Annotated in this window: 15 protein-coding genes; 7 read left to right on the forward strand and 8 right to left on the reverse strand. The window is 74.5% G+C overall.

All coding sequences use genetic code 11. The features are described 5' to 3' along the window. Positions 1 to 285 precede the first annotated feature (285 nt). Entirely contained in the window at positions 286 to 516 is a 231-nt protein-coding gene (locus tag ACFYSC_RS23450) for a hypothetical protein (protein WP_362942635.1), read from the reverse strand. A 239-nt stretch (positions 517 to 755) separates the two neighbouring features. Between ACFYSC_RS23450 and ACFYSC_RS23455 the strand changes: the two genes are divergently transcribed. Continuing rightward, positions 756 to 2828, forward strand: a complete 2073-nt coding sequence (locus tag ACFYSC_RS23455) for a type IIA DNA topoisomerase subunit B (RefSeq protein ID WP_389965894.1) — start codon at positions 756 to 758, stop codon at positions 2826 to 2828. 77 nt (positions 2829 to 2905) lie between these two features. Here ACFYSC_RS23455 and ACFYSC_RS23460 read toward each other — a convergent pair whose 3' ends face one another. Next, positions 2906 to 3430, reverse strand: coding sequence for a beta-class carbonic anhydrase (locus ACFYSC_RS23460; RefSeq protein WP_389965324.1), 525 nt, complete (start codon positions 3428 to 3430; stop codon positions 2906 to 2908). A gap of 161 nt (positions 3431 to 3591) precedes the next feature. Between ACFYSC_RS23460 and ACFYSC_RS23465 the strand changes: the two genes are divergently transcribed. Both ACFYSC_RS23465 and ACFYSC_RS23470 read left to right on the forward strand, forming a co-directional pair. Beyond that, positions 3592 to 3909, forward strand: coding sequence for a hypothetical protein (locus tag ACFYSC_RS23465; RefSeq protein ID WP_389965327.1), 318 nt, complete (start codon positions 3592 to 3594; stop codon positions 3907 to 3909). 299 nt (positions 3910 to 4208) lie between these two features. Continuing rightward, on the forward strand, positions 4209 to 4580 hold the full coding sequence (locus ACFYSC_RS23470; RefSeq protein WP_362942626.1) for a VOC family protein: 372 nt from the start codon (positions 4209 to 4211) through the stop codon (positions 4578 to 4580). Positions 4581 to 4624: 44 nt separating this feature from the next. On the opposite strand, the gene ACFYSC_RS23475 is transcribed toward ACFYSC_RS23470, so the two are convergent. Then, on the reverse strand, positions 4625 to 7150 hold the full coding sequence (locus ACFYSC_RS23475) for a DNA topoisomerase (ATP-hydrolyzing) subunit A (protein ID WP_389965330.1): 2526 nt from the start codon (positions 7148 to 7150) through the stop codon (positions 4625 to 4627). A 307-nt stretch (positions 7151 to 7457) separates the two neighbouring features. Continuing rightward, positions 7458 to 8093 (reverse strand): GNAT family N-acetyltransferase, encoded by a 636-nt coding sequence (locus tag ACFYSC_RS23480; RefSeq protein WP_389965333.1) that lies wholly within the window; start codon positions 8091 to 8093, stop codon positions 7458 to 7460. A gap of 123 nt (positions 8094 to 8216) precedes the next feature. Between ACFYSC_RS23480 and ACFYSC_RS23485 the strand changes: the two genes are divergently transcribed. Further along, positions 8217 to 10286, forward strand: coding sequence for a RecQ family ATP-dependent DNA helicase (locus ACFYSC_RS23485; protein WP_389965897.1), 2070 nt, complete (start codon positions 8217 to 8219; stop codon positions 10284 to 10286). A 105-nt stretch (positions 10287 to 10391) separates the two neighbouring features. Here ACFYSC_RS23485 and ACFYSC_RS23490 read toward each other — a convergent pair whose 3' ends face one another. Continuing rightward, complete coding sequence (locus ACFYSC_RS23490; RefSeq protein ID WP_389965336.1) at positions 10392 to 11285, reverse strand: carbohydrate kinase family protein; 894 nt, start codon at positions 11283 to 11285, stop codon at positions 10392 to 10394. 175 nt (positions 11286 to 11460) lie between these two features. Between ACFYSC_RS23490 and ACFYSC_RS23495 the strand changes: the two genes are divergently transcribed. From ACFYSC_RS23495 to ACFYSC_RS23505, 3 genes are all read left to right on the forward strand, one after another. After that, positions 11461 to 14193 (forward strand): GNAT family N-acetyltransferase, encoded by a 2733-nt coding sequence (locus ACFYSC_RS23495; protein WP_389965339.1) that lies wholly within the window; start codon positions 11461 to 11463, stop codon positions 14191 to 14193. A 213-nt stretch (positions 14194 to 14406) separates the two neighbouring features. Continuing rightward, a complete protein-coding gene (locus ACFYSC_RS23500) occupies positions 14407 to 14997 on the forward strand; it encodes a DUF5998 family protein (protein WP_189245531.1) in 591 nt (196 codons plus the stop codon). A 225-nt stretch (positions 14998 to 15222) separates the two neighbouring features. Continuing rightward, the gene (locus ACFYSC_RS23505) at positions 15223 to 16035 is read left to right on the forward strand and encodes a sulfurtransferase (RefSeq protein ID WP_389965343.1); all 813 of its coding nucleotides are present in this window, start codon (positions 15223 to 15225) and stop codon (positions 16033 to 16035) included. On the opposite strand, the gene ACFYSC_RS23510 is transcribed toward ACFYSC_RS23505, so the two are convergent. Genes ACFYSC_RS23510 through ACFYSC_RS23520 form a run of 3 tightly spaced genes read right to left on the reverse strand, consistent with a single transcriptional unit; the run spans position 15975 to position 19453 of the window. Then, positions 15975 to 18422, reverse strand: a complete 2448-nt coding sequence (locus tag ACFYSC_RS23510) for a CHAT domain-containing protein (protein WP_389965346.1) — start codon at positions 18420 to 18422, stop codon at positions 15975 to 15977. The genes ACFYSC_RS23505 and ACFYSC_RS23510 overlap by 61 nt on opposite strands. Further along, positions 18423 to 18887, reverse strand: coding sequence for a hypothetical protein (locus ACFYSC_RS23515; protein WP_389965349.1), 465 nt, complete (start codon positions 18885 to 18887; stop codon positions 18423 to 18425). After that, positions 18884 to 19453 carry a sigma-70 family RNA polymerase sigma factor gene (locus ACFYSC_RS23520; RefSeq protein ID WP_362942579.1) on the reverse strand — a complete coding sequence of 190 codons (570 nt, stop codon included), beginning with the start codon at positions 19451 to 19453 and terminating at the stop codon, positions 18884 to 18886. The genes ACFYSC_RS23515 and ACFYSC_RS23520 overlap by 4 nt, the downstream gene beginning before the upstream one ends. Positions 19454 to 19478 lie beyond the last annotated feature (25 nt).

Raw genomic sequence — 19478 nt, forward strand, 5'->3', positions numbered from 1 at the left:
GGGGGGGGGGGGGGGGGGGGGGGGGGGGGGGGGGGGGCGCCCGCCGGGGGGGGGGGGGGGGGGGGGGGGGGGGGGGGCGCCCCCCCCCGCGGGGGGGGGCCCCCGGGGGGGGCCCCCCACGGCCATGGACGGGTGAGAGCGCGTTCCCCACCCCGGTGGGGCCGGGGCAGGGCGGCGCGGCGGATATATCGGATCAAGCCAGAGCCGGACGCCCGGCCCGGCCGCCGGACGGGCGGCGGGAGGGCGCCGTGGTGGGGCGATATCACTACCGGCTCCCGTCGGCTTCTAGCGTTCGTCTTCTTTCGCACTCGAAGGGGTGTCGCTGAGGCGCGCCGACTCGTCCTGGATGTCGGCGCCCTTGTCGCGCAGCACGGCCACGTGCTGCCGGCCGTGGTGGGCGCAGAACAACAGCTCTCCGCCCGCGGGCAGGGTCGCGCGGATGTAGGCCTGTGCGCCGCACCGGTCGCAACGATCCGCGGCCGTCAGCTGCTTGGTGGGGGCGAGAATTCCAGTCACGTATCGCCTTTCAGGTCATCCCCGATTGGAGGGATCTGGCGTCAGTCACTTGAGAGAACATCTAACCCGATGCGAACGTTCCCAACCGGGCCCCCGCTACGCCCAGAGCGGAAAGTGCCCAGGGGTAAGAGAGATCACACCGGAGGTAACGCCGGAGGCCCCCGGGTGGCAAGCTTGTACACGGCGCGGCGGGAAGGACGGTAGGCTGCGCACACGTGTTCGAGCGAAGTGGAGTGGGCGTGACCGCGGTCAGTACGGAGACGGCTTATACCGCTCGGCATCTGTCGGTGCTGGAGGGGCTGGAGGCCGTCCGCAAGCGCCCGGGCATGTACATCGGGTCCACCGACAGCCGCGGCCTCATGCACTGCCTCTGGGAGATCGTCGACAACGGCGTGGACGAGGCCCTGGCGGGACACTGCGCCCGCATCGAGGTCGAGCTCCACCCCGACGGGTCGATCGAGGTCCGCGACGACGGCCGCGGCATCCCGGTGGACATCGAGCCCAAGACCGGCCTCGCCGGAGTCGAGCTGGTCTACACCAAGCTGCACGCCGGCGGCAAGTTCGGCGGCGGTTCCTACGCCGCGTCGGGCGGCCTGCACGGCGTCGGCGCCTCCGTGGTCAACGCCCTGTCCTCCCGGCTCGACGTCGAGGTCGACCGTGACGGCACGACCCACGCGATCAGCTTCCGGCGCGGCGTCCCGGGTGTCTTCGACGGCGACGGCCCCACCGGTAAGTTCAAGAAGAAGTCCGGCCTGCGCGAGACCGGCACGGTCCCCCGCAAGGCCACCGGCACCCGCGTCCGCTTCTGGGCCGACCGCCAGATCTTCCTCCCCGAGGCCGAGGTCTCCCTCGACGAGATCCACGTCCGCCTCCGCCAGACCGCCTTCCTGGTCCCCGGCCTGACCCTGTCCGTGCGCGACAGCCGCGGCGAGGAGCCGGTCGAGGAGGAGTTCCGCTTCGACGGCGGCATCTCGGAGTTCACCGAGTTCCTCGCCCGCGACGAGGCGCTCTGCGAGGTTCTGCGGATGCAGGGCGTCGGCCACTTCCACGAGACCGTGCCGGTCCTCGACGACCTCGGCCACATGACCCCCACCGAGATCCAGCGCGAGCTGACCGTGGACGTGGCGCTGCGCTGGGGCAAGGGCTACGACAACACCGTCCGGTCGTTCGTCAACGTGATCGCCACCCCCAAGGGCGGCACCCACGTCAACGGCTTCGAGCGGGCGCTGGTCCGCACGCTCAACGAACTGCTCCGCGAGAGCCGCCTGCTGAAGAACGGCGACGCCCCGGTCACCCGCGAGGACATCATGGAGGGCCTCACCGCGGTGGTGACCGTCCGGGTGCCCGAGCCGCAGTTCGAGGGGCAGACCAAGGAGGTCCTCGGCACCGCCGCGGCCTCCCGGATCGTCGCACACGTCGTCTCCCGCGAGCTCAAAGAGCTGTTCACCGACCCGCCGCGCCGCGCCAAGCAGCAGATGCGGGCGGTCCTGGAGAAGATCGTCGCGGCGGCCAAGGCCCGCATCGCCGCCCGCGAGCACCGCGACAACCAGCGGCGCAAGACCGCCCTGGAGAACTCGGCGCTCCCCGCCAAGCTGGTCGACTGCCGCAGCGACGACGTCGACCGCACCGAGCTGTTCATCGTCGAGGGCGACTCGGCGCTGGGCACCGCCCGCGCCGCCCGCGACTCGGAGTTCCAGGCGCTGCTGCCGATCCGCGGCAAGATCCTGAACGTGCAGAAGGCGTCCGTCGCCGACATGCTGAAGAACGCCGAGTGCGCCGCGATCATCCAGGTCATCGGCGCGGGCTCGGGCCGCTCGTTCGACATCGAGGCCGCCCGGTACGGCAAGGTCATCCTCATGGCCGACGCCGACGTCGACGGCGCCCACATCCGCTGCCTGCTGCTGACCCTGTTCCACCGCTACATGAAGCCGATGGTCGAGGCGGGCCGGGTCTTCGCGGCGGTCCCGCCGCTGCACCGGATCGAGATCACCAACCCTGGCCGGGGGCAGGACAAGTACGTCTACTGCTACTCCGACGCCGAGCTGCAGAGGGTCCTGCGTGACCTGGAGCGCCGCGGCAAGCGCTGGAAGGACCCGGTGCAGCGCTACAAGGGCCTCGGGGAGATGGACGCCGACCAGCTCGCCGAGACCACCATGGAGCCCCGCCACCGCACCCTGCGCCGGGTGCGGATCGAGGACGTCGAGGCGGCCGAGAACATCTTCGCCCTCCTGATGGGCAGTGACGTGGCCCCGCGCCGGGAGTTCATCGTGGGCAGCGCCGCCGAGGTCGACCGCGACCACATCGACGCCTGAGGCTCGACCGCGGCCCATACCGGGCAGGGCGGGTCCTGAGGCGTCGGAGACGCCTCAGGACCCGCCCTGAGGGCGTCTCAGGAGCCGGAGTCCGCCTCGACGGGCGCGAGCTTCCCGGTGCGCACGTCGTAGATGGCGCCTCCGACGGCCAGGTCCGCCGGAAGGAACGGGCTGGTCCTGATGCGGGTCAGGTCGTGACGCAGCGCGGCGTCCTGGTCGGGGACGGTGTGGAACTCCAGGCTCCTGGTGTCGACGCCCTGCCGGGCGGCGAGCTGGTGCACGTCCTCGTCGGTCGCCTTGGCCATGCCGCAGTCGGTGTGCGGCATGACGAGCACCCGGTTCACGCCCAGCAGGTAGACCGCGAGCACCAGCGTGCGCAGGACGTCGTCGGTGACCCGCGCCCCGGCGTTGCGCAGGATCTTGGCGTCACCGGGCCTGAGCCCGAAGACCCCCAGCGGGTCGATCCGGGAGTCCATGCAGGTGACCACCGCCAGCCCGCGGGCGGCCCGGCCGGTCAGCGCGGAGTCCGTGAACGTGGCCGAGAACCTCTCATTGGCCGCCAGCAGATCGTCGAAGACGCCTCCGGAAAACCCGTGCGGCATTGAACCCCCTACGGTCGTGGTCGATGAGCTAATGATCCTGCATGTCCTTTTCACAGGAGTTTCCGGGGTCCCGTCCGTGCCGACTTCATGGAGATCCCGCAGGCGTGGTTGACTGTGCGTGATCGCTCTGTGACATCGCGTACGGAAAGCTGGAGCTTGCCATGAGCAGGATCGAGTCCCTGGCCGACTATCTGCGTGCCGAGGGCAGGCGGAAACTGGACCGGGTGGAGGTCCGCGACGGAGGGCGCAACGCGCGCTCGGCGCTCGCGCTGCTCGACGCCGCGGTCCACACCCGGTCGCTCGGCGACGACGACCCCCTGGTCGCCGTCCTCGCCGGCGCGGGCTGCTTCGGACCGTCGGGGCACGAGGAGTTCCGGCCCGGCGAGCAGGTCGTCCGGATCGTGCGCTCCTGGGAGTCGGGCGACCCGCAGGAGCTGCTGGCGAGGATCGGCCTCGCCGTGCAGGAGGCACCGGTCTGAGCGGCCCAGCGGCCCATCGTGGCGCGCATGCCCCGGACCGGCGCCCGCCGCCCGGCGGGGGCGCACAAGCCCGCCAGGGGGACGCACGCGCGGCGTGGGGAACCGGGGGCGCATGAGCCCGGCGGGAGGGGCGCCACACGCGGCCGGGGGCGCACCCGCGGCGTGAGGGCGTACGCCCCGGGTGAGGGCGCACGTGTCCGGCCGGGGTTTGCTTCGCCGCCGCCGGGAAGCAAGGTGAGACGCGGCGGCCGCGTCACGGGCACCGTCGCCCCGGGCCGACACCACTTTCAGGAGAGAACATGGCGATAGCAAGGATGCGGTCGGTGGTCCTCGACTGCCCCGACCCGAAGGGCCTCGCCGGCTTCTACGGTGCGCTTCTGGACTGGAAGATCACCAATGTTGAGGACGACTGGGTGACGCTCACCGACGGGGAGTCGGGCCGGCGCCTCTGCTTCCAGCTGGCCCCCGGCCACCGGCCGCCCACCTGGCCCGACTCCGGGATCCCCCAGCAGTTCCACCTGGACTTCGCCGTGGACGACCTGGACGAGGCCGAGGCGAGGACGCTCGCGCTGGGCGCGGTCAAGCACTCCCACCAGCCCGACGAGGAGGACGACGACTTCCGGGTCTTCCTCGACCCCGCCGGGCACCCCTTCTGCCTCTGCATCATCTGACGACCGCCGTCCCGCCCGGGGCCACGCTCCGGGCGGGACGCGGGTCAGTCCTGCGCGGGCGTCGGCGCGGGGACCTGTCCGGCACCCGGGGCCCCGCCTGACGCGCCGTCCGGCACGTCGCCGGCAGGGCCGATCGGCCCGCCCACGGCCGCCACCGTGTGGGTGAGACGCACCCCCGAGCCGTCGCGGCGGCCCAGCTCCTCGGGCAGCGGGACGGGCTTGCCGACGGCCGAGGCCGCGCGGACCGGCGCCGGGCCGGCCCAGGCGAGCAGCAGGACGTCCTCGCCCTTCAGGAAGCGCTGTGCCCGGACGCCTCCGGTGGCGCGGCCCTTGGCCGGGTATTCGGCGTAGTCGGATATCTTGGCGCCGCCGATCTGGGTGCCGGGCAGGGCGGTGGAGGACCCCGCGATCGTCACCACCCTGGACTCGCGCGCGGGGTCGATCACGCCGAACCAGATCACCGAGGCGTCGCCGTCCAGCCGGATGCCCGCCATGCCGCCGGCGGGGCGGCCCTGCGGGCGGACGCTGGTCGCCGGGTAACGGAGCAGCTGGGCGTCGGAGGTGATGAACACCAGGTCGTGGTCCTCGGAGGTGAGCTCCGCGGCGCCCACCACCCGGTCGCCGTCCTTGAGCCCGATCACCTCGAACTCGTCGCGGTTCGCCGGGTAGTCGGGGACGACCCGCTTGACCACTCCCTGCACGGTGCCCAGCGCCAGGCCGGGACCGTCGGGATCGAGCGAGCCGATGCCGACGACCGTCTCCCCCGGGGAGAGGCTGACGTACTCCGACACCGGGTGGCCGCCGGAGAGCGAGGGCGGGTCGGCCGTCGGGGGCAGCGTCGGCAGGTCGACGACCTGGACGCGGATCATCCGGCCCTCGCTGGTGACCACTCCGACCTCGCCCCTGACCGTGCTGCGCACCACCGACACCAGCACGTCGTGCGCGGACCGCTCACCCTCGCCCGGCAGCGGGGAGGCGTCGGTCGTGCGGGCCAGCAGGCCGGTGGAGGAGAACAGGACCAGGCACGGGTCGTCGGCGACCTCCAGGGTCACCGCGGCGCTCCTGGTGACGCCGGAGGACTCCAGGAGGACCGTACGGCGCGGCGTGCCGAAGGTCTTGGCGACCTGGGCCAGCTCGTCGGAGACGACCTTGCGCAGCCGGGTGTCGGAGGACAGGATCTCGGTCAGCTCGGCGATCTCCGCCTGCAGCGTCTCCTTCTCCCGGTCGAGCTCCAGCTTGTCGAAGCGGGTCAGCCGGCGCAGCGGGGTGTCGAGGATGTAGGCGGCCTGGATCTCCGACAGGTCGAAGATCTCCATCAGCCGGGCGCGGGCCTGGGCCGAGTCATCGGAGGAACGGATGACCTGGATGACCTCGTCGATGCTGAGCAGGGCGATGATGAGGCCGTCGACGAGGTGCAGCCGCTCCTCGCGCTTGCGGCGGCGGTGGGCCGAGCGGCGGCGGACCACGTCGAGGCGGTGGTCGACGTACACCTGGAGCAGCTCACGCAGGCCCAGCGTGCGCGGCTGGCCGTCGACCAGCGCCACGTTGTTGATGCCGAAGCTCTCCTCCATCGGCGTGAGGCGGTAGAGCTCCTCCAGCACGGCCTCGGGGATGAAGCCGTTCTTGATCTCGATGATCAGCCTGAGGCCCCTGTGACGGTCGCTGAGGTCCTTCAGGTCGGAGATGCCCTGGAGCTTCTTGGCCGTCACCAACTCCCTGATCTTGGTGACCACCCGCTCGGGGCCGACGTTGAACGGCAGCTCGGTGACGACGATGCCCTTGCGGCGGGGGCTGACCTGCTCGACGGCGCACTTGGCGCGCATCCGGAAGGTGCCGCGCCCGCGGGCGTAGGCGTCGCGGATGCCGTCCAGGCCGATGATGATGCCGCCGGTCGGCAGGTCGGGGCCCGGGACGAACCGCATCAGGTCGTCGAGCGTGGCGTCCGGCTTCTTGATCAGGTGCCGGGCGGCGGCGACGACCTCGACGAGGTTGTGCGGCGCCATGTTGGTCGCCATCCCGACCGCGATGCCGGTGGCGCCGTTGACCAGGAGGTTCGGGAACGCCGACGGCATGACCGTGGGCTCGGTCTCCTGGCCGTCGTAGTTGGGCTTGAAGTCGACGGTGTCCTCGTCGATCGACTGCACCATGGCCATGGCCGCGGAGGCCAGGCGGGCCTCGGTGTAACGCATCGCGGCGGGCAGGTCGTCGGGGGAGCCGAAGTTGCCGTGCCCGTCGACCAGCGGCAGCCGCATCGAGAACGGCTGGGCCATGCGGACCAGCGCGTCGTAGATGGCGGTGTCGCCGTGCGGGTGCAGCTTGCCCATCACGTCGCCGACGACCCGCGACGACTTGACGTGTCCCCGGTCGGGCCGCAGGCCCATCTCGCTCATCGAGTAGAGGATGCGCCGCTGGACGGGCTTGAGGCCGTCCCTGGCGTCCGGCAGCGCGCGCTGGTAGATGACCGAGTACGCGTATTCGAGGAAGCTGGTGCGCATCTCGGCGGACACGTCGATGTCGACGATCCGCTCCTCGAAATCCTCAGTCGGGGGTTTGGTCGTCCGTCGGGCCATCAGATTCTCCTCGCGCGGGCCCCGGCCCGGAGGCCGAGAGGGAAGCGCGTCCTCCTTGTCGTCTTCCTCGTCTTCGTGGTGTCACAACCGCCGGGCCCCGGCGCGCCCGGGAGGTGCCCGGGTGGTGCGCGGGGCTCACGCGGACGGCGTCGGCGGCCGTTCCGCGTGTCGTTACCATACTCACGCCCGGTGACACTTCCGGACGTTCGCGCGCGCCGCCGGGCGCGCCGGACTCGGCCGGGAACACCCGGGAGCGGCGCCGGGAGCGTCCCCGACGCCCCACCGGCGGCCCGGAGGCCCCCCGGGCTCACCCGCGCCCGGGAGCGCCCTCCTCGTCCCGCCCGCGCTCCGGGGCGGCACCCGGGCCCCCGTACGGCCGCTGCCCCGCTCCCGGCCACGCGCCGGCCGGCGGGCCGTCATAGGCGTCGCCCGGGGCGTTGACCTTCGTGTCGTAGATCCGGAACCCCCGCGCCTGATAGTTGGGCAGCGCGGCCGCGCCGTCGAGGGAGCAGGTGTGCAGCCACACCCGCCGGGTCGGCGCGAGGCTCGGCCGGCGGTCGGCGATGTCCCAGGCGCGGGCCGTACCGGCCTCCAGCAGGCGCCCGCCGGCGCCCCTGCCGATCGCCCACGGCAGCAGGCCGAAGGAGGTGATCTCCACCGCCCCGTCGTCGCAGGGCAGCAGTTCCACGTATCCCGCCGGGGTGCCGCGGTGGTAGGCCACCCAGGTCTCCACCCCGCCCGCCAGCAGATCGGCCCACTGCTGCCAGGTCCACGGGAGCCGTTCGCTCCAGTGCCAGTCGCCGCCCACCGCCGTGTACAGGAACCGGCTGAACTCGGGGGAGGGCACCTCGGCGAGCGCGATGTCGAGCGCGATCGCCGGGGGCCTGGCCGGGATCAGATCGGAGGGGGAGGTCTGTTCGAGGTACCAGGTGGTCACGTCCATGATGCCTGCATCCAACCACGCCGCGGGGGATCGCCGGTCCGCCGCCCGGGAACCCGGGAGATCCGGGTGATGCGGAAAACAGTCCGCCGGAACTGGTAGCAATGAGCCGTGAGCGAAGAGCAGATGCTGCGTGAAGAGGCCGAGGAGCGGCTGCGGGCGCTGGCCGGTGAGCACGCCCGGCTGCGCGAGGACCAGTGGTCGGCGATAAAGGCGCTGGTGATGGAGCGCCACCGGGTGCTCGTGGTGCAGCGCACCGGCTGGGGCAAGTCGGCGGTCTACTTCGTCGCCACCGCCCTGCTGCGCGAGCTGGGCGAGGGGCCGACCGTCATCGTCTCGCCGCTGCTGGCCCTGATGCGCAACCAGATCGCCGCCGCCGAGCGCGCCGGGATCCACGCCGTCACCGTCAACTCCGCCAACCCCGAGGAGTGGGAACAGGTCTACGGCCAGGTCGCCGAGGGCATGGTCGACGTACTGCTGGTCAGCCCCGAGCGGCTCAACAACCCCGAGTTCCGCGACCAGGTCCTGCCCGAGCTGGCCGAGAGCGCGGGCCTGGTCGTGGTGGACGAGGCGCACTGCATCTCCGACTGGGGCCACGACTTCCGCCCCGACTACCGCAGGCTGCGCACGATGTTCGAGGGGCTGCCCGAGGGCGTGCCGGTCCTGGCCACCACCGCCACCGCCAACGCCCGCGTCACCCGTGACGTCGCAGAACAGCTCGGCGAGGAGACCCTCGTCCTGCGCGGCGCGCTGGAGCGCGAGAGCCTCCACCTGAACGTCGTACGGCTGCGCGGCGCCGAGGAGCGCATGGCCTGGCTCGCGCAGACGCTGCACGAGCTGCCGGGCTCGGGCATCGTCTACACCCTCACCGTGGCCGCGGCCCAGGAGATCGCCGCCTACCTCCGCGGGCAGGGCCACGAGGTGATCGCCTACTCCGGGCAGACCGAGCAGGCCGAACGGCTGGCCGCCGAGCAGGCCCTGCTGGACAACAAGGTCAAGGCGCTGGTCGCCACCTCCGCGCTCGGCATGGGATATGACAAGCCCGATCTCGGCTTCGTCGTCCACGTCGGCGCGCCCCAGTCGCCCGTCGCCTACTACCAGCAGGTCGGCCGGGCCGGCCGCGGGGTCGAGCGGGCCGAGGTGATCCTGCTGCCCGGCCCCGAGGACCGCGAGATCTGGGCCTACTTCGCCTCCCTGGCCTTCCCCCCGGAGCCGGTCGTGCGGGCCGTGCTGGCGGCCCTGGAAGAGGGCGGCGTGCTGTCCACGGCCGCGTTGGAGAACCGCGTCGACCTCAGCCGCAGCCGCCTGGAGACCATGCTCAAGGTCCTCGACGTGGACGGCGCGGTGCGCCGGGTCAGGGGCGGCTGGGAGGCCACCGGCGAGCCGTGGCACTACGACACCGACCGCTACGCCCGGGTGACCGAGGCCCGCGAGGCCGAGCAGAAGGCCATGCTCGAATACCTCGGCACCACCGAGTGCCGCGAGGTGTTCCTGCGCCGCTGCCTGGACGACGACGCCGCCGTGCCCTGCGGACGCTGTGACAACTGCACCGGCGCGCACCGCTCGCCCGAGGTGGCCGCGGAGGCTGTGGAGCGGGCGGCGGCGACCCTGCACCGTCCCGGCGTGGAGATCGAGCCCCGCAGGCAGTGGCCGACCGGGCTGACCGACCTCAAGGGCCGGATCAAGCCGGAGCTGGGCGCGGGGACCGGCCGGGCGCTGGGCCGGCTGACCGACATCGGCTGGGGCAACCGCCTGCGCGGCCTGCTGGCCGAGAACGCCCCCGACGGCCCGGTGCCCGACGACGTCTTCGCCGCGGTGGTGAAGGTGCTGTCGTCGTGGGAATGGGAGCAGCGGCCGACGGCGGTGGTCGCGATGCCCTCGGCGAGCAGGCCGCTGCTCGTCCGCAGCCTGGCCGAGCGGCTGGCCCAGGTCGGCAGGCTGTCCTTCCTGGGCGAGCTGGGATACCGTTCCGGTCCGCCGGGCCGGCAGTTCAACAGCGCCCAGCGGGTCCAGGCGGTCCGCGCCACCCTGGCCATGCCCTCGGCGCTCGCCGCGGCCGTGGCCGAGGCGGGCGGGCCGGTCCTGCTGGTCGACGATCGCGTCGACACGGGCTGGAGCGTGACCCTGGCCGCCGCGATGATCCGCCACGCCGGAGCCCCGGCGGTGCTGCCGCTGGTCCTCGCCGTGACGAGCTGACCTGAGCCCGCGGCCGGCCCGCGCGTACGGCGAGCGCGGCCGGGCGCGGCCGGTCACGGGTGAACCGTACCGGGCGGGCCGGGACGAGCCGGGCCGTACGGAGGGTCAGAGGCGGGGGCGGGCGCCGAGGTGCGAGATCGCCTTGGCGGCCAGCCGGCAGCCGGCGGAGAGCGCCTCCGCCGGAGGCTTCTTCTCCAGCCAGGAGGGCAGGAACCCGGCGACGAAGGCGTCGCCGGCGCCGGTGCCGTCGACCACGCGGTTCACCGTCTCGGCCGGGCACCTCACCGGCTCGCCGCGGCCGTTGGCGTACCACAGGGCGCCCTCGGCGGCGAGCTTGACGACGACCTGGGGGAACCACGCGGTGAGCACCTTGGCCGCCGCGGCGGGGTCGTCGCGGCCGGTCAGCACCTTGGCCTGGTCGGCGTTGGCGAACAGCAGCGTGGCTTCCTCGGTCCACTCCAGGAACGGCTCGGCGCCGGTCCGCTCAAGAGGCGCCGACGAGGAGCAGTCGACCGAGACGGTCATCCCGGCGCGGCCGGCCAGCTTCAGGGCGGCGAGCCCCGCCTCGCGGGACCCCTCGTTGATCAGGGTGTAACCCGACAGGTGCAGGTGACCGCCCTGGAGGAACAGGTCGCGCGGCAGGTCCTCGGGCGACAGCGCGGCGTTGGCACCGGGGTCGGACAGCATGGTGCGCTCGCCCTTGTGGGTGATGAGCACCACGCACGTTCCGGTCGGCCGTTCGGGGTCCATCACCAGGCGGGCGTCGACGCCGTAGCCCATCAGCTCCATGTCGCGGTTGCGGCCGGTGATGTCGGCGCCGCGGCGCCCGATGAAGGCGACCTCGGCGCCCTCGACGGCGAGCCAGGAGGAGATGTTGGCCCCCGAGCCGCCTCCGTGCATGGTGACGATCGCCGGTGTGTCGCTGGCCCGGGCCAGCGGGTAGCGAGCCCGCGCGACGGCGTCGGTCATGAGATCGCCCACCACGACCACCCGCGCCATGATGTCACCACCTTGCTGCCTTCGATGCTGAAGTGCCTCTAGCCGCGAAAAACTTAACAGCTTCCGGACCGCGTATGGGGTCGGGAGCGGAGAGCGGGGCGCAGTCGATGCACAAGCGTTGCGGGAATCCGCCCAGCAGGTCCGGCTTGTGTGATTCGCGTTTACTCTCGGGACTGTGGAGGCTGCTCAGTACCCCGCCCACTGGGAGGCGGACGTCGTCCTGTCGGACGGCGGGACCGCCCATGTCCGACCGATCCATCCGGCCGACGCCGATCTGCTGCGCGCGTTCTACTCGCGGCTGTCGGAGGAGTCGATCTACTTCCGCTTCTTCGGCCCCAGACCCCGCCTCTCGGACCGGGAGATCACCTGGTTCACCAACGTCGACTACACCGACCGGGTCGCGCTGATCGCCACGATCGGCACGGAGATGGTGGCGGTCATCCGCTACGACCGGATCGACCCGGCGGAGGCCGAGGTGGCCTTCCTCGTCGAGGACGCCCACCAGGGCCGCGGGGTCGCCTCGGTGCTGCTGGAGCACCTGGCCGCCACGGCCCGGGAGCGGGGGATCTCCCGGTTCGTCGCCGACGTCCTGCCGGCCAACCAGAAGATGATGGGTGTCCTGAAGCAGGCCGGCTACACCGCGCAGAGCCGCTTCGCCGACGGCGTGGTCCGGATGATCCTCGACCTCACCCCCACCGAGACCTCCCAGGAGGTGACCGCCGCCCGCGAGCACCGGGCCGAGGCGCGCTCGATCGAGCGGCTGCTGTCCCCGAGGTCGGTGGCGGTCGTCGGCGCCGGCCGGGAGCCCGGCGGCGTCGGGCAGACCGTGCTGCGCAACCTGCTCGCCGCCGACTTCACCGGACCGGTGTACCCGGTGCACCGCGAGGCCCGCGCGGTCGCCGGGGTGCGGGCCTATCCCGGCGTGACGGCCATCGACGGCGAGGTGGACCTCGCGGTGCTGGCCGTACCCGCCGAGGGGGTGATCGAGGTGGTCAAGGAGTGCGCGGAGAAGGGCGTGCGCGGGCTGATCGTGGTCTCCTCGGGATTCGGCGAGACCGGCCCCGAGGGGCGCGCCAGGCAGGACGAGCTGGTCCGCATCGCCCGCGCGTACGGCCTGCGCGTCGTCGGCCCCAACTGCCTCGGCGTCGCCAACACCGACCCGGCGGTCCGGCTGAACGCCACGCTCGCCGCGACCGTCCCAGGCCGCGGCCGGGTCGGCTTCTTCAGCCAGTCCGGCGCGCTGGGCACCGCGCTGCTGCAGCGGGTGGCCCAGCGAGGCATGGGCATCTCCTCGTTCGTGTCGGCGGGCAACCGGGCCGACGTCTCGGGCAACGACCTGCTGCAGTACTGGGAGGAGGACCCCGCCACCGACGTGATCCTCCTCTACCTGGAGTCGCTGGGGAACCCCCGCAAGTTCGCCCGCCTCACCCGGCGGATCTCCCGCCGCAAGCCGATCGTGGTGGTCAAGAGCGGCGGAACCACTCAGAACGTGCCGACGGGTCACGCCGCGCCGGTGCTCGGCCTGCCCGACACCGCGCTCAGCTCGCTGTTCGAGCAGGCCGGGGTGATCCGGGTGGACGACCTGGTCCAGCAGTTCGACGTGGCGCAGCTGCTGGCCCACCAGCCGCTGCCGGCCGGGCCCCGGGTGGGCCTGGTCAGCAACTCCGACGCGATGGCGCTGCTCGCGGCGGACGCCTGCGTGCGGGCCGGGCTGGAACCCAGGCCGCCGGTCAACCTCGGCGCGGCCGCGGGGGCGGCGGAGTTCGGCGCGGGCCTCGCGTCGGTGCTGCCGGACGTGGACGCGGTCGTCGTGATCTACATGCCGCCGATCCCCGGCCCGGCCGCCGAGGTGGCCGCCGAGCTGCTGCGGGTCTCGCGCGACCACGGCAAGCCGGTGCTGGCCACGTTCGAGGGCCGGACGGGCATGCCGCCGGAACTGCGGACGGACTCGGTGCCCGGGTGGGGGTCGATCCCGTCGTACCCGGCGCCGGAGGAGGCGGTCCGCGCGCTGTCCCACGCCGTGCGGTACGCCCGCTGGCGGGAGCGGCCCGCGGGGATCCCGGAGGAGCCGGAGGGCGTGGACACCGCGGCCGCGCGGCGGCTGGTGCGGGCCGCGCTGCGGAAAGACCCTGCCGGGACCGGCGCCGTACCGCCGGAGGAGACGGTCGTGACCGGCGCCGCGCCGCCGGGGGAGACGACCGGGATCGACGCCGCCGGGCCGTGGGGGGAGAAGGCTGAGATCGACGCCGCCGGGCTGCTCGCCTGCTACGGGGTGCGGGTGTGGCCGGCCGAGCGGGTGGACTCCGCGGAACGCGCCGTGGCGGCGGCCGAACGGCTGGGCTGGCCGGTGGCGCTCAAGGCCGCCGACCCCGAGGCGGCCAAGCGCGCCGGGACCGTACGGCTCGGCCTGACCGGCCCCGACGGGGTGCGTGAGGCGTTCGAGGGACTGTCCCGGCAGCTCGGCCGGGACGCCGCGCTCGCGGTGCAGCGGATGGTCCCGCAGCCCGCGGTGCCGACGGTGATCGGCGTCGTCGAGGACGCCGCGTTCGGCGCGGTCGTGTCGTTCGGGCTGGGCGAGGTCACCGCCCGGCTGCTGCGCGACGAGGTGTACGGGCTCGCCCCGCTCACCCGGGAGGACGCCGGAGCCCTGGTGCGGGCGCCGCGCACCGCGCCCCTGCTGCTCGGCGGGTACGGCTATCCGCCCGTCGCGGTGGAGGCCCTCACGGACCTGCTGGTCCGGGTCGGGCGGCTGGCCGACGACCTGCCCGAGGTGGCCAGGCTCGACCTCGACCCGGTGCTCGTGGGGGAGTCGGAGGCGATCGTCCTGGGGGCGCGCGCCGTGCTGCGCGAACCGCCCGGACCGCGGATCGACGGCGGCCCGCGCCGCCTGGGCGGGTTCCCGGCCTGAGGTGATCCGCGGCGGCGGACCGCCGTGCCGTACGGCCTGGTTCCTGAGGCGGCCCGCGGCGGATCGCCGTGCCGTACGGCCGGGTCACGGCCCGTGCCGTGCCGGACCGGACGGCGCGGGCCACGGGCCGCGGGCGTCCACGGGCCGACGCGTCCGGCGGGAGAGGGCGTGCTGGAGGTGAAAGCGCTGCCCCGGACAGGGCAGGATGGACCCATGAGGGATACCCGACTCTCGGCAACCGGGCTGCGCGACGCCATCGACCGCAGCGGCTACTACCCCGACCTGGTCACCGACGCGGTCGAATCCGCTCTGGGCAAGGAGCAGGTGACGGCGTACGTCGTGCACCACGAGGCCACCTTCGACCCGGCGATGGAGGTGCGCAGGCACGTCACCGTCCTGGTTCTCACACCCACCCGGCTGCTCGTCTGCCACACCGACGAGCACCCCGCGGTGGAGGGGGTCTCGGCGTCGCACGCCTCCACGACCACCGAGGCGGTACGGCTCAGCCGGATCCAGTCGGTCTCCGTCACCCGGGTGGTCCCCGACCCCGCCTCCTATGTGCCGGGCGTGCCGCCCACGGAGGTGACGCTCACCATCGGCTGGGGGGCCATCTCCCACGTCGACCTGGAGCCCGCCACCTGCGGCGACGAGAACTGCGAGGCAGACCACGGCTACACCGGGGCCGTCACGGCCGACGACCTGTCGCTGCGCGTGAGCGAGGCGGCCGACGGTCCCGAGGCGGTCTCCCACGTGCTGACCTTCGCCAAGGCCCTGTCGGAGGCCACCGCCCGCGCCGCCTCGTAACCGGCTTCCCGGCTTCCTGGCTTCCCGGCTTCCTGGCCTCCCGGCCGATGCCCGGCGGCCGGGAGGCCGCCGTACCGCCGCCGTAACGCCATGGCGTCGCCGTGGCGCGATCGCCGGCCCGCCGTTCCACCGCCTCGCCGCTTCCTCCGCCGCGGTGTCCGGCGCCCTCCCGGGGCCGGCTCCGCGCCGTCCCGGATCCCGAACCTCTGCGAAGGGGAGACCCTGATGAGCCCGCTGATCACTCCGGCCGAGCTGGAGGCCCTGGACGGCCCGGCCGTCCTGGACGTGCGCTGGAAGCTCGGCGGCCCGCCCGGGGCCGACGCCTACCGCGAGGGCCACATCCCCGGCGCGGTCTTCTGCGACCTCAACGCCGACCTCGCCGCGCCGCCCGGACCGCAGGGCCGCCACCCGCTGCCGGAGGCCGGGGCGTTCCAGGAGGCGATGCGCCGCCTGGGCGTGTCCGGTTCCCGTACGGTCGTCGTCTACGACGAGGCCGACGCCACCGCCGCCGCGCGGGCGTGGTGGACGCTGCGCTACTTCGGGCACCCCGACGTCCGCGTCCTCGACGGCGGCCTGCGCGCCTGGGCGGCCGAGGGGCGGCCCGTCGCGGCGGGCGAGGAGTCCGTACGGCCCGGCGACTTCACCGCGCGGCCCGGCGGGATGCCCGTCCTCGACGCCGGTCAGGCGCTGGAGCTGGCAGGCGAGGGGGTGCTGCTGGACGCCCGCGCCGCCGAACGCTACCGGGGCGAGGTCGAGCCGATCGACCCCGTCGCCGGGCACATCCCCGGTGCGGTGAGCGCCCCCACCTTCGAGAACGTCGATCCCGCCGGGCGCTTCCACCGGCCGGAGTTCCTGCGCGAGCGGTTCAACACCCTGGGCGCCGTGCCGGGCGTCGCGGTCGGCGCCTACTGCGGCTCAGGCGTGACGGCGGCGCACCAGGTGCTCGCGCTGGACGTGGCGGGCGTCCCCGCCGCCCTCTACGTCGGTTCCTGGTCCAACTGGGTGGCCGACCCCTCCCGGCCGGTCGCCACCGGCTGACCTCTCCCGGCCGGCATCGGCAGGTCGCCGTACCCGAAGCAGGCGAACCCCGCCACCCCGGTCTTCGCGCTCGCCGCGGCCAGCGCGCGGGCCGGCGGACGCCCGGTGGCCAGCAGCTCGTGGAAGACCTCCATCAGCGCCAGCGCCGGCTCGTCGCGCACCGGCACCAGGCTGGCCACCACGCACCGCGAGCCCACCGACAGGAAGGCGCCGGCCAGCCCCAGCGGCGCCCCGTCCGCGGGCACCCGCGCCATGCCCGCATCGCACGCCGACAGCACCGCCAGCGCGGGCGGCCGGCGCAGCCGCAGCAGGTCGTAGGCCATCAGCGGCCCGTCGTCGAGGTGGATGCTGGACAGCAGCGGGCTGCCCGGGGAGAACACCCCGTGCGCGGCCAGGTGCGCCACCTCGGCGCCCTCCAGCGCCGCCAGCACCTCGGCCCGCCGCGCCGCCACCGCCTCCGTGCCGGGACGGCGGGCGGCGACCATGGCGGCCTCGGCCCCGGCGCAGCGCAGCGCCGGACCCGCGACCGCCACGGTCCTCCCGCCCGGTACGGAGGGCGCCCGCTGCCCGGCCAGCCAGGCCGCCGCGGCGGACGCCACGGTGACGGGACGGCCGGCGTTCATCGGCAGCACCGGCCAGGGCAGGGTGTGCAGCGAACCGGTCGGCACGATCACCAGCGGCCGGTCGCCGAGCGGCCGGCGCAGCGCGCCGAACAGCAGCCGCTCCAGGAGCGCCGCGTCGCCGTCCAGCGCCGGGGCCCGGCCGTCGCGCAGGTGCGCCCGGCGCAGGCCGTACCGGAGCCGCACGGTGGCCTCGGCGACCGCGGCGAAGGGGCCGAGCCGGCGCAACGCGACGCGCTCGGGGGTGACGGCGACGGCCACCAGCCCGTCGCCGTCGCGGACGAACTCCACCAGCGCCGCCTCCCCCAGGGCGGCCCGCAACTCCTCGACGCCGGGCGCCACGGGCCGCCCGGGGCCCCCGGCGACCGCCCGCCACCGCTCGGCCCAGGCGAGGACCGCGCGGCCCCGCCCCGTCTCCAGCGCGAGCTCCAGCCCGAAGCGGGCCAGCGGCTCACCGGCGCCGACGGCGTACGCCCGGATCGCGGGGTCGTCGAGGGCGGCCGCGGTGGAACCCGCCTCGGCCAGTCCGGCGCGGACGGCCGCGAACGCGCCGCGCCGGTCGCCGGACAGCGCCCGGTGCAGCGCGGCGGCCCGGTGGCGGAGCAGCCCCGGGGCTCCGCGGGCGAGGACGGCGAGCCGCTCGCGGGCGGACGCCCGGTCGCCCAGCCGCAGGACGGTCTCGGCCGCGGTGAACCGCAACTCGCGGGAGAGGTCGGGGCGGCCCGCGCCGTCGAGGTCGGCCGCGCACGAGAGCAACTCGGCGGCCAGTTCCGGGGACGGCGGGCCGGACGCCAGACGGGCCCGCAGCAGCACCTCGGCGGCGAGCGGCACCAGCGCCGTCCTGCCCTGCGCCGCCAGGGCGGACGCGGCCGGCTCGGCGTGCTCCGCGGCGCGGCGCGGGTCGCCGGTGCGCAGCTCCACCCGGGCGAGCAGCAGCCGGGCGTCGGCCAGCGCCACCTCCGCCCCCGCCGCCGCGAGCTCCGGAACCGCCAGGTCGAGCAGCGCCCGCGCCTCACCCGGCAGGTGCGCGTCGACCAATGCCTCCGCCAGGTCGCAGCGCATCGCCGCGAGCCGTTCGGGAAAGCCGAACAGGCTGCTCTCGGCGCGCCGGTAGGCGGCGAACGCGGCGGGCAGGTCACCGCGCCGGGCCGCCAGGAACGGCAGATTGCCCTCGGCGAGCGTGAGCACGTGGTCCAGGCCCGCGTCCCGCGCCAGCTCGGCGCAGCGGCGCAGGTCGGCCTCGGCCTCCCCGAAGTGCCCCAGGAACACCCTGCTCAGCCCCCGGTTCAGCAGGGCCCCGGCGAGATAGTAGGCGTCGCCGTCCAGGGCGCCCACGGCCCGGTCGCACTGGGCGAGGGCCTCGGCGTAGCGGCCCAGGCGGGTCAGCGCCCCGGCCCGGTGCACGGCGAGCCTGGCCGTCTCGGCCGGCGGCAGACATGGTTCGGCCGCCGCCGCGACGGCCAGCGCCCGCCGGGGGTGGCCGAGCTCGGTGAGGACGTGCACCAGCGACAGCCGCGCCTGCGCCGCCCGGTACGGCAGGCCCGCCCGCAGCGCCACGCGCACCGCGCTCCGCAGGTGCTCCTCGGCCAGCGGCAGATCTCCCAGCTCCCGCGCGGCCACCGCCAGCGCCCGGTGGGCGACCGCCGCGGCCTCCGCGGGGAGGGCGGCACGGAGCATGTCGCGCGCCAGCTCCCGCGCGGCGGCCGGGTCGCTGCCGGACAGCTCCAGTGCTCGCTCGGCGGCGGCGAGCGCTTCGTCGGGGGCCACCTACGGGCGGATTCTGGTCCAGCTGGTGACGACGGGGACCTGCCCCGGCCGGTGGCACACCACGCTGAACCAGCCCGGCGGCAGGCCCGTCACGGCGAACTGGCCGGTCGCCGACAGCTCCCGCGCCTCGGTGAGGTGCGGGGTGCGGACCTCGACCCGCGTGCCCTCCTCGGGGCAGGGGGAGACCTGCCCGGCCAGGTCGACCAGGCCGTCCATCGCGGTGACCTCCAGGTCGACGGTGAGCCCGGCCGCGGTGAAGCGGAGCAGCCGGTCCTGCCCGCCGTCGCGGACGTCCCGCGGCGCCGGCGCGGCCACGGGCAGGGCCGTGGCCGCGCCGGGCAGCCGCAGGCCGAAGGCCGCGCGCGCGGCCGCCGGGATGTGACCGGGCACGGGGTCGCGGCCGGCCGCCAGGCGGAGCGCGGCGATCAGGGACTCGTCGTCGATCGCGGCGGAACGTCGGGTCAAGATGCGGCCTCCTGAGCGGTGAGCATGGTGCGTAGTCGGTTCAGGCACCGGCCCCGGGTGGGGCCGTAGCTGCCGCTGGGCATGCCCAGGCGTCCGGCGAGCTGGTGGACGCCCGCGTCGGGAGCCGTGGCCATCAGCCGGAACAGCGAGCGGCACGGCTCCTGCATCGCCTCGACGGCCAGCCAGAGACGGCGGCCCTCGTCGGCGCTGAGCACGATCAGGGCCGGGTCGGGGGCGGCCTCGGCGGGTGACGGACCGGGGCGGACCTCGCCGGCGTCGGCCGGGTCGGCGACCGGCCGCTCGCCGCGGCTCCGCCTGCGGAGCAGGGACGCCTCCCGCCGGACCGTGGTGAACAGCCACGAGCCGAGCCGGCCGGGGTCGCGGATGGTGTGCAGGCTCTCCAGCAGCCGCAGCCAGGTGCCCTGCACCGCGTCCGCGGCGTCCGCCGCGCTCAGGCCGTGGGCGCGGGCCACCGACCACAGGGGACCGGAGAACCGGTTCACCAGCGTGTCCCACGCCTCCTGGTCGCCCGCCAGCGCGGCGTCGATCGTGTGCTGGTCGCTCACCGGAGCCTCCGAAGCCGTCCTGGAC

The organism is Streptosporangium sp. NPDC004379, assembly GCF_042873875.1.
Lineage (GTDB): Bacteria > Actinomycetota > Actinomycetes > Streptosporangiales > Streptosporangiaceae > Streptosporangium.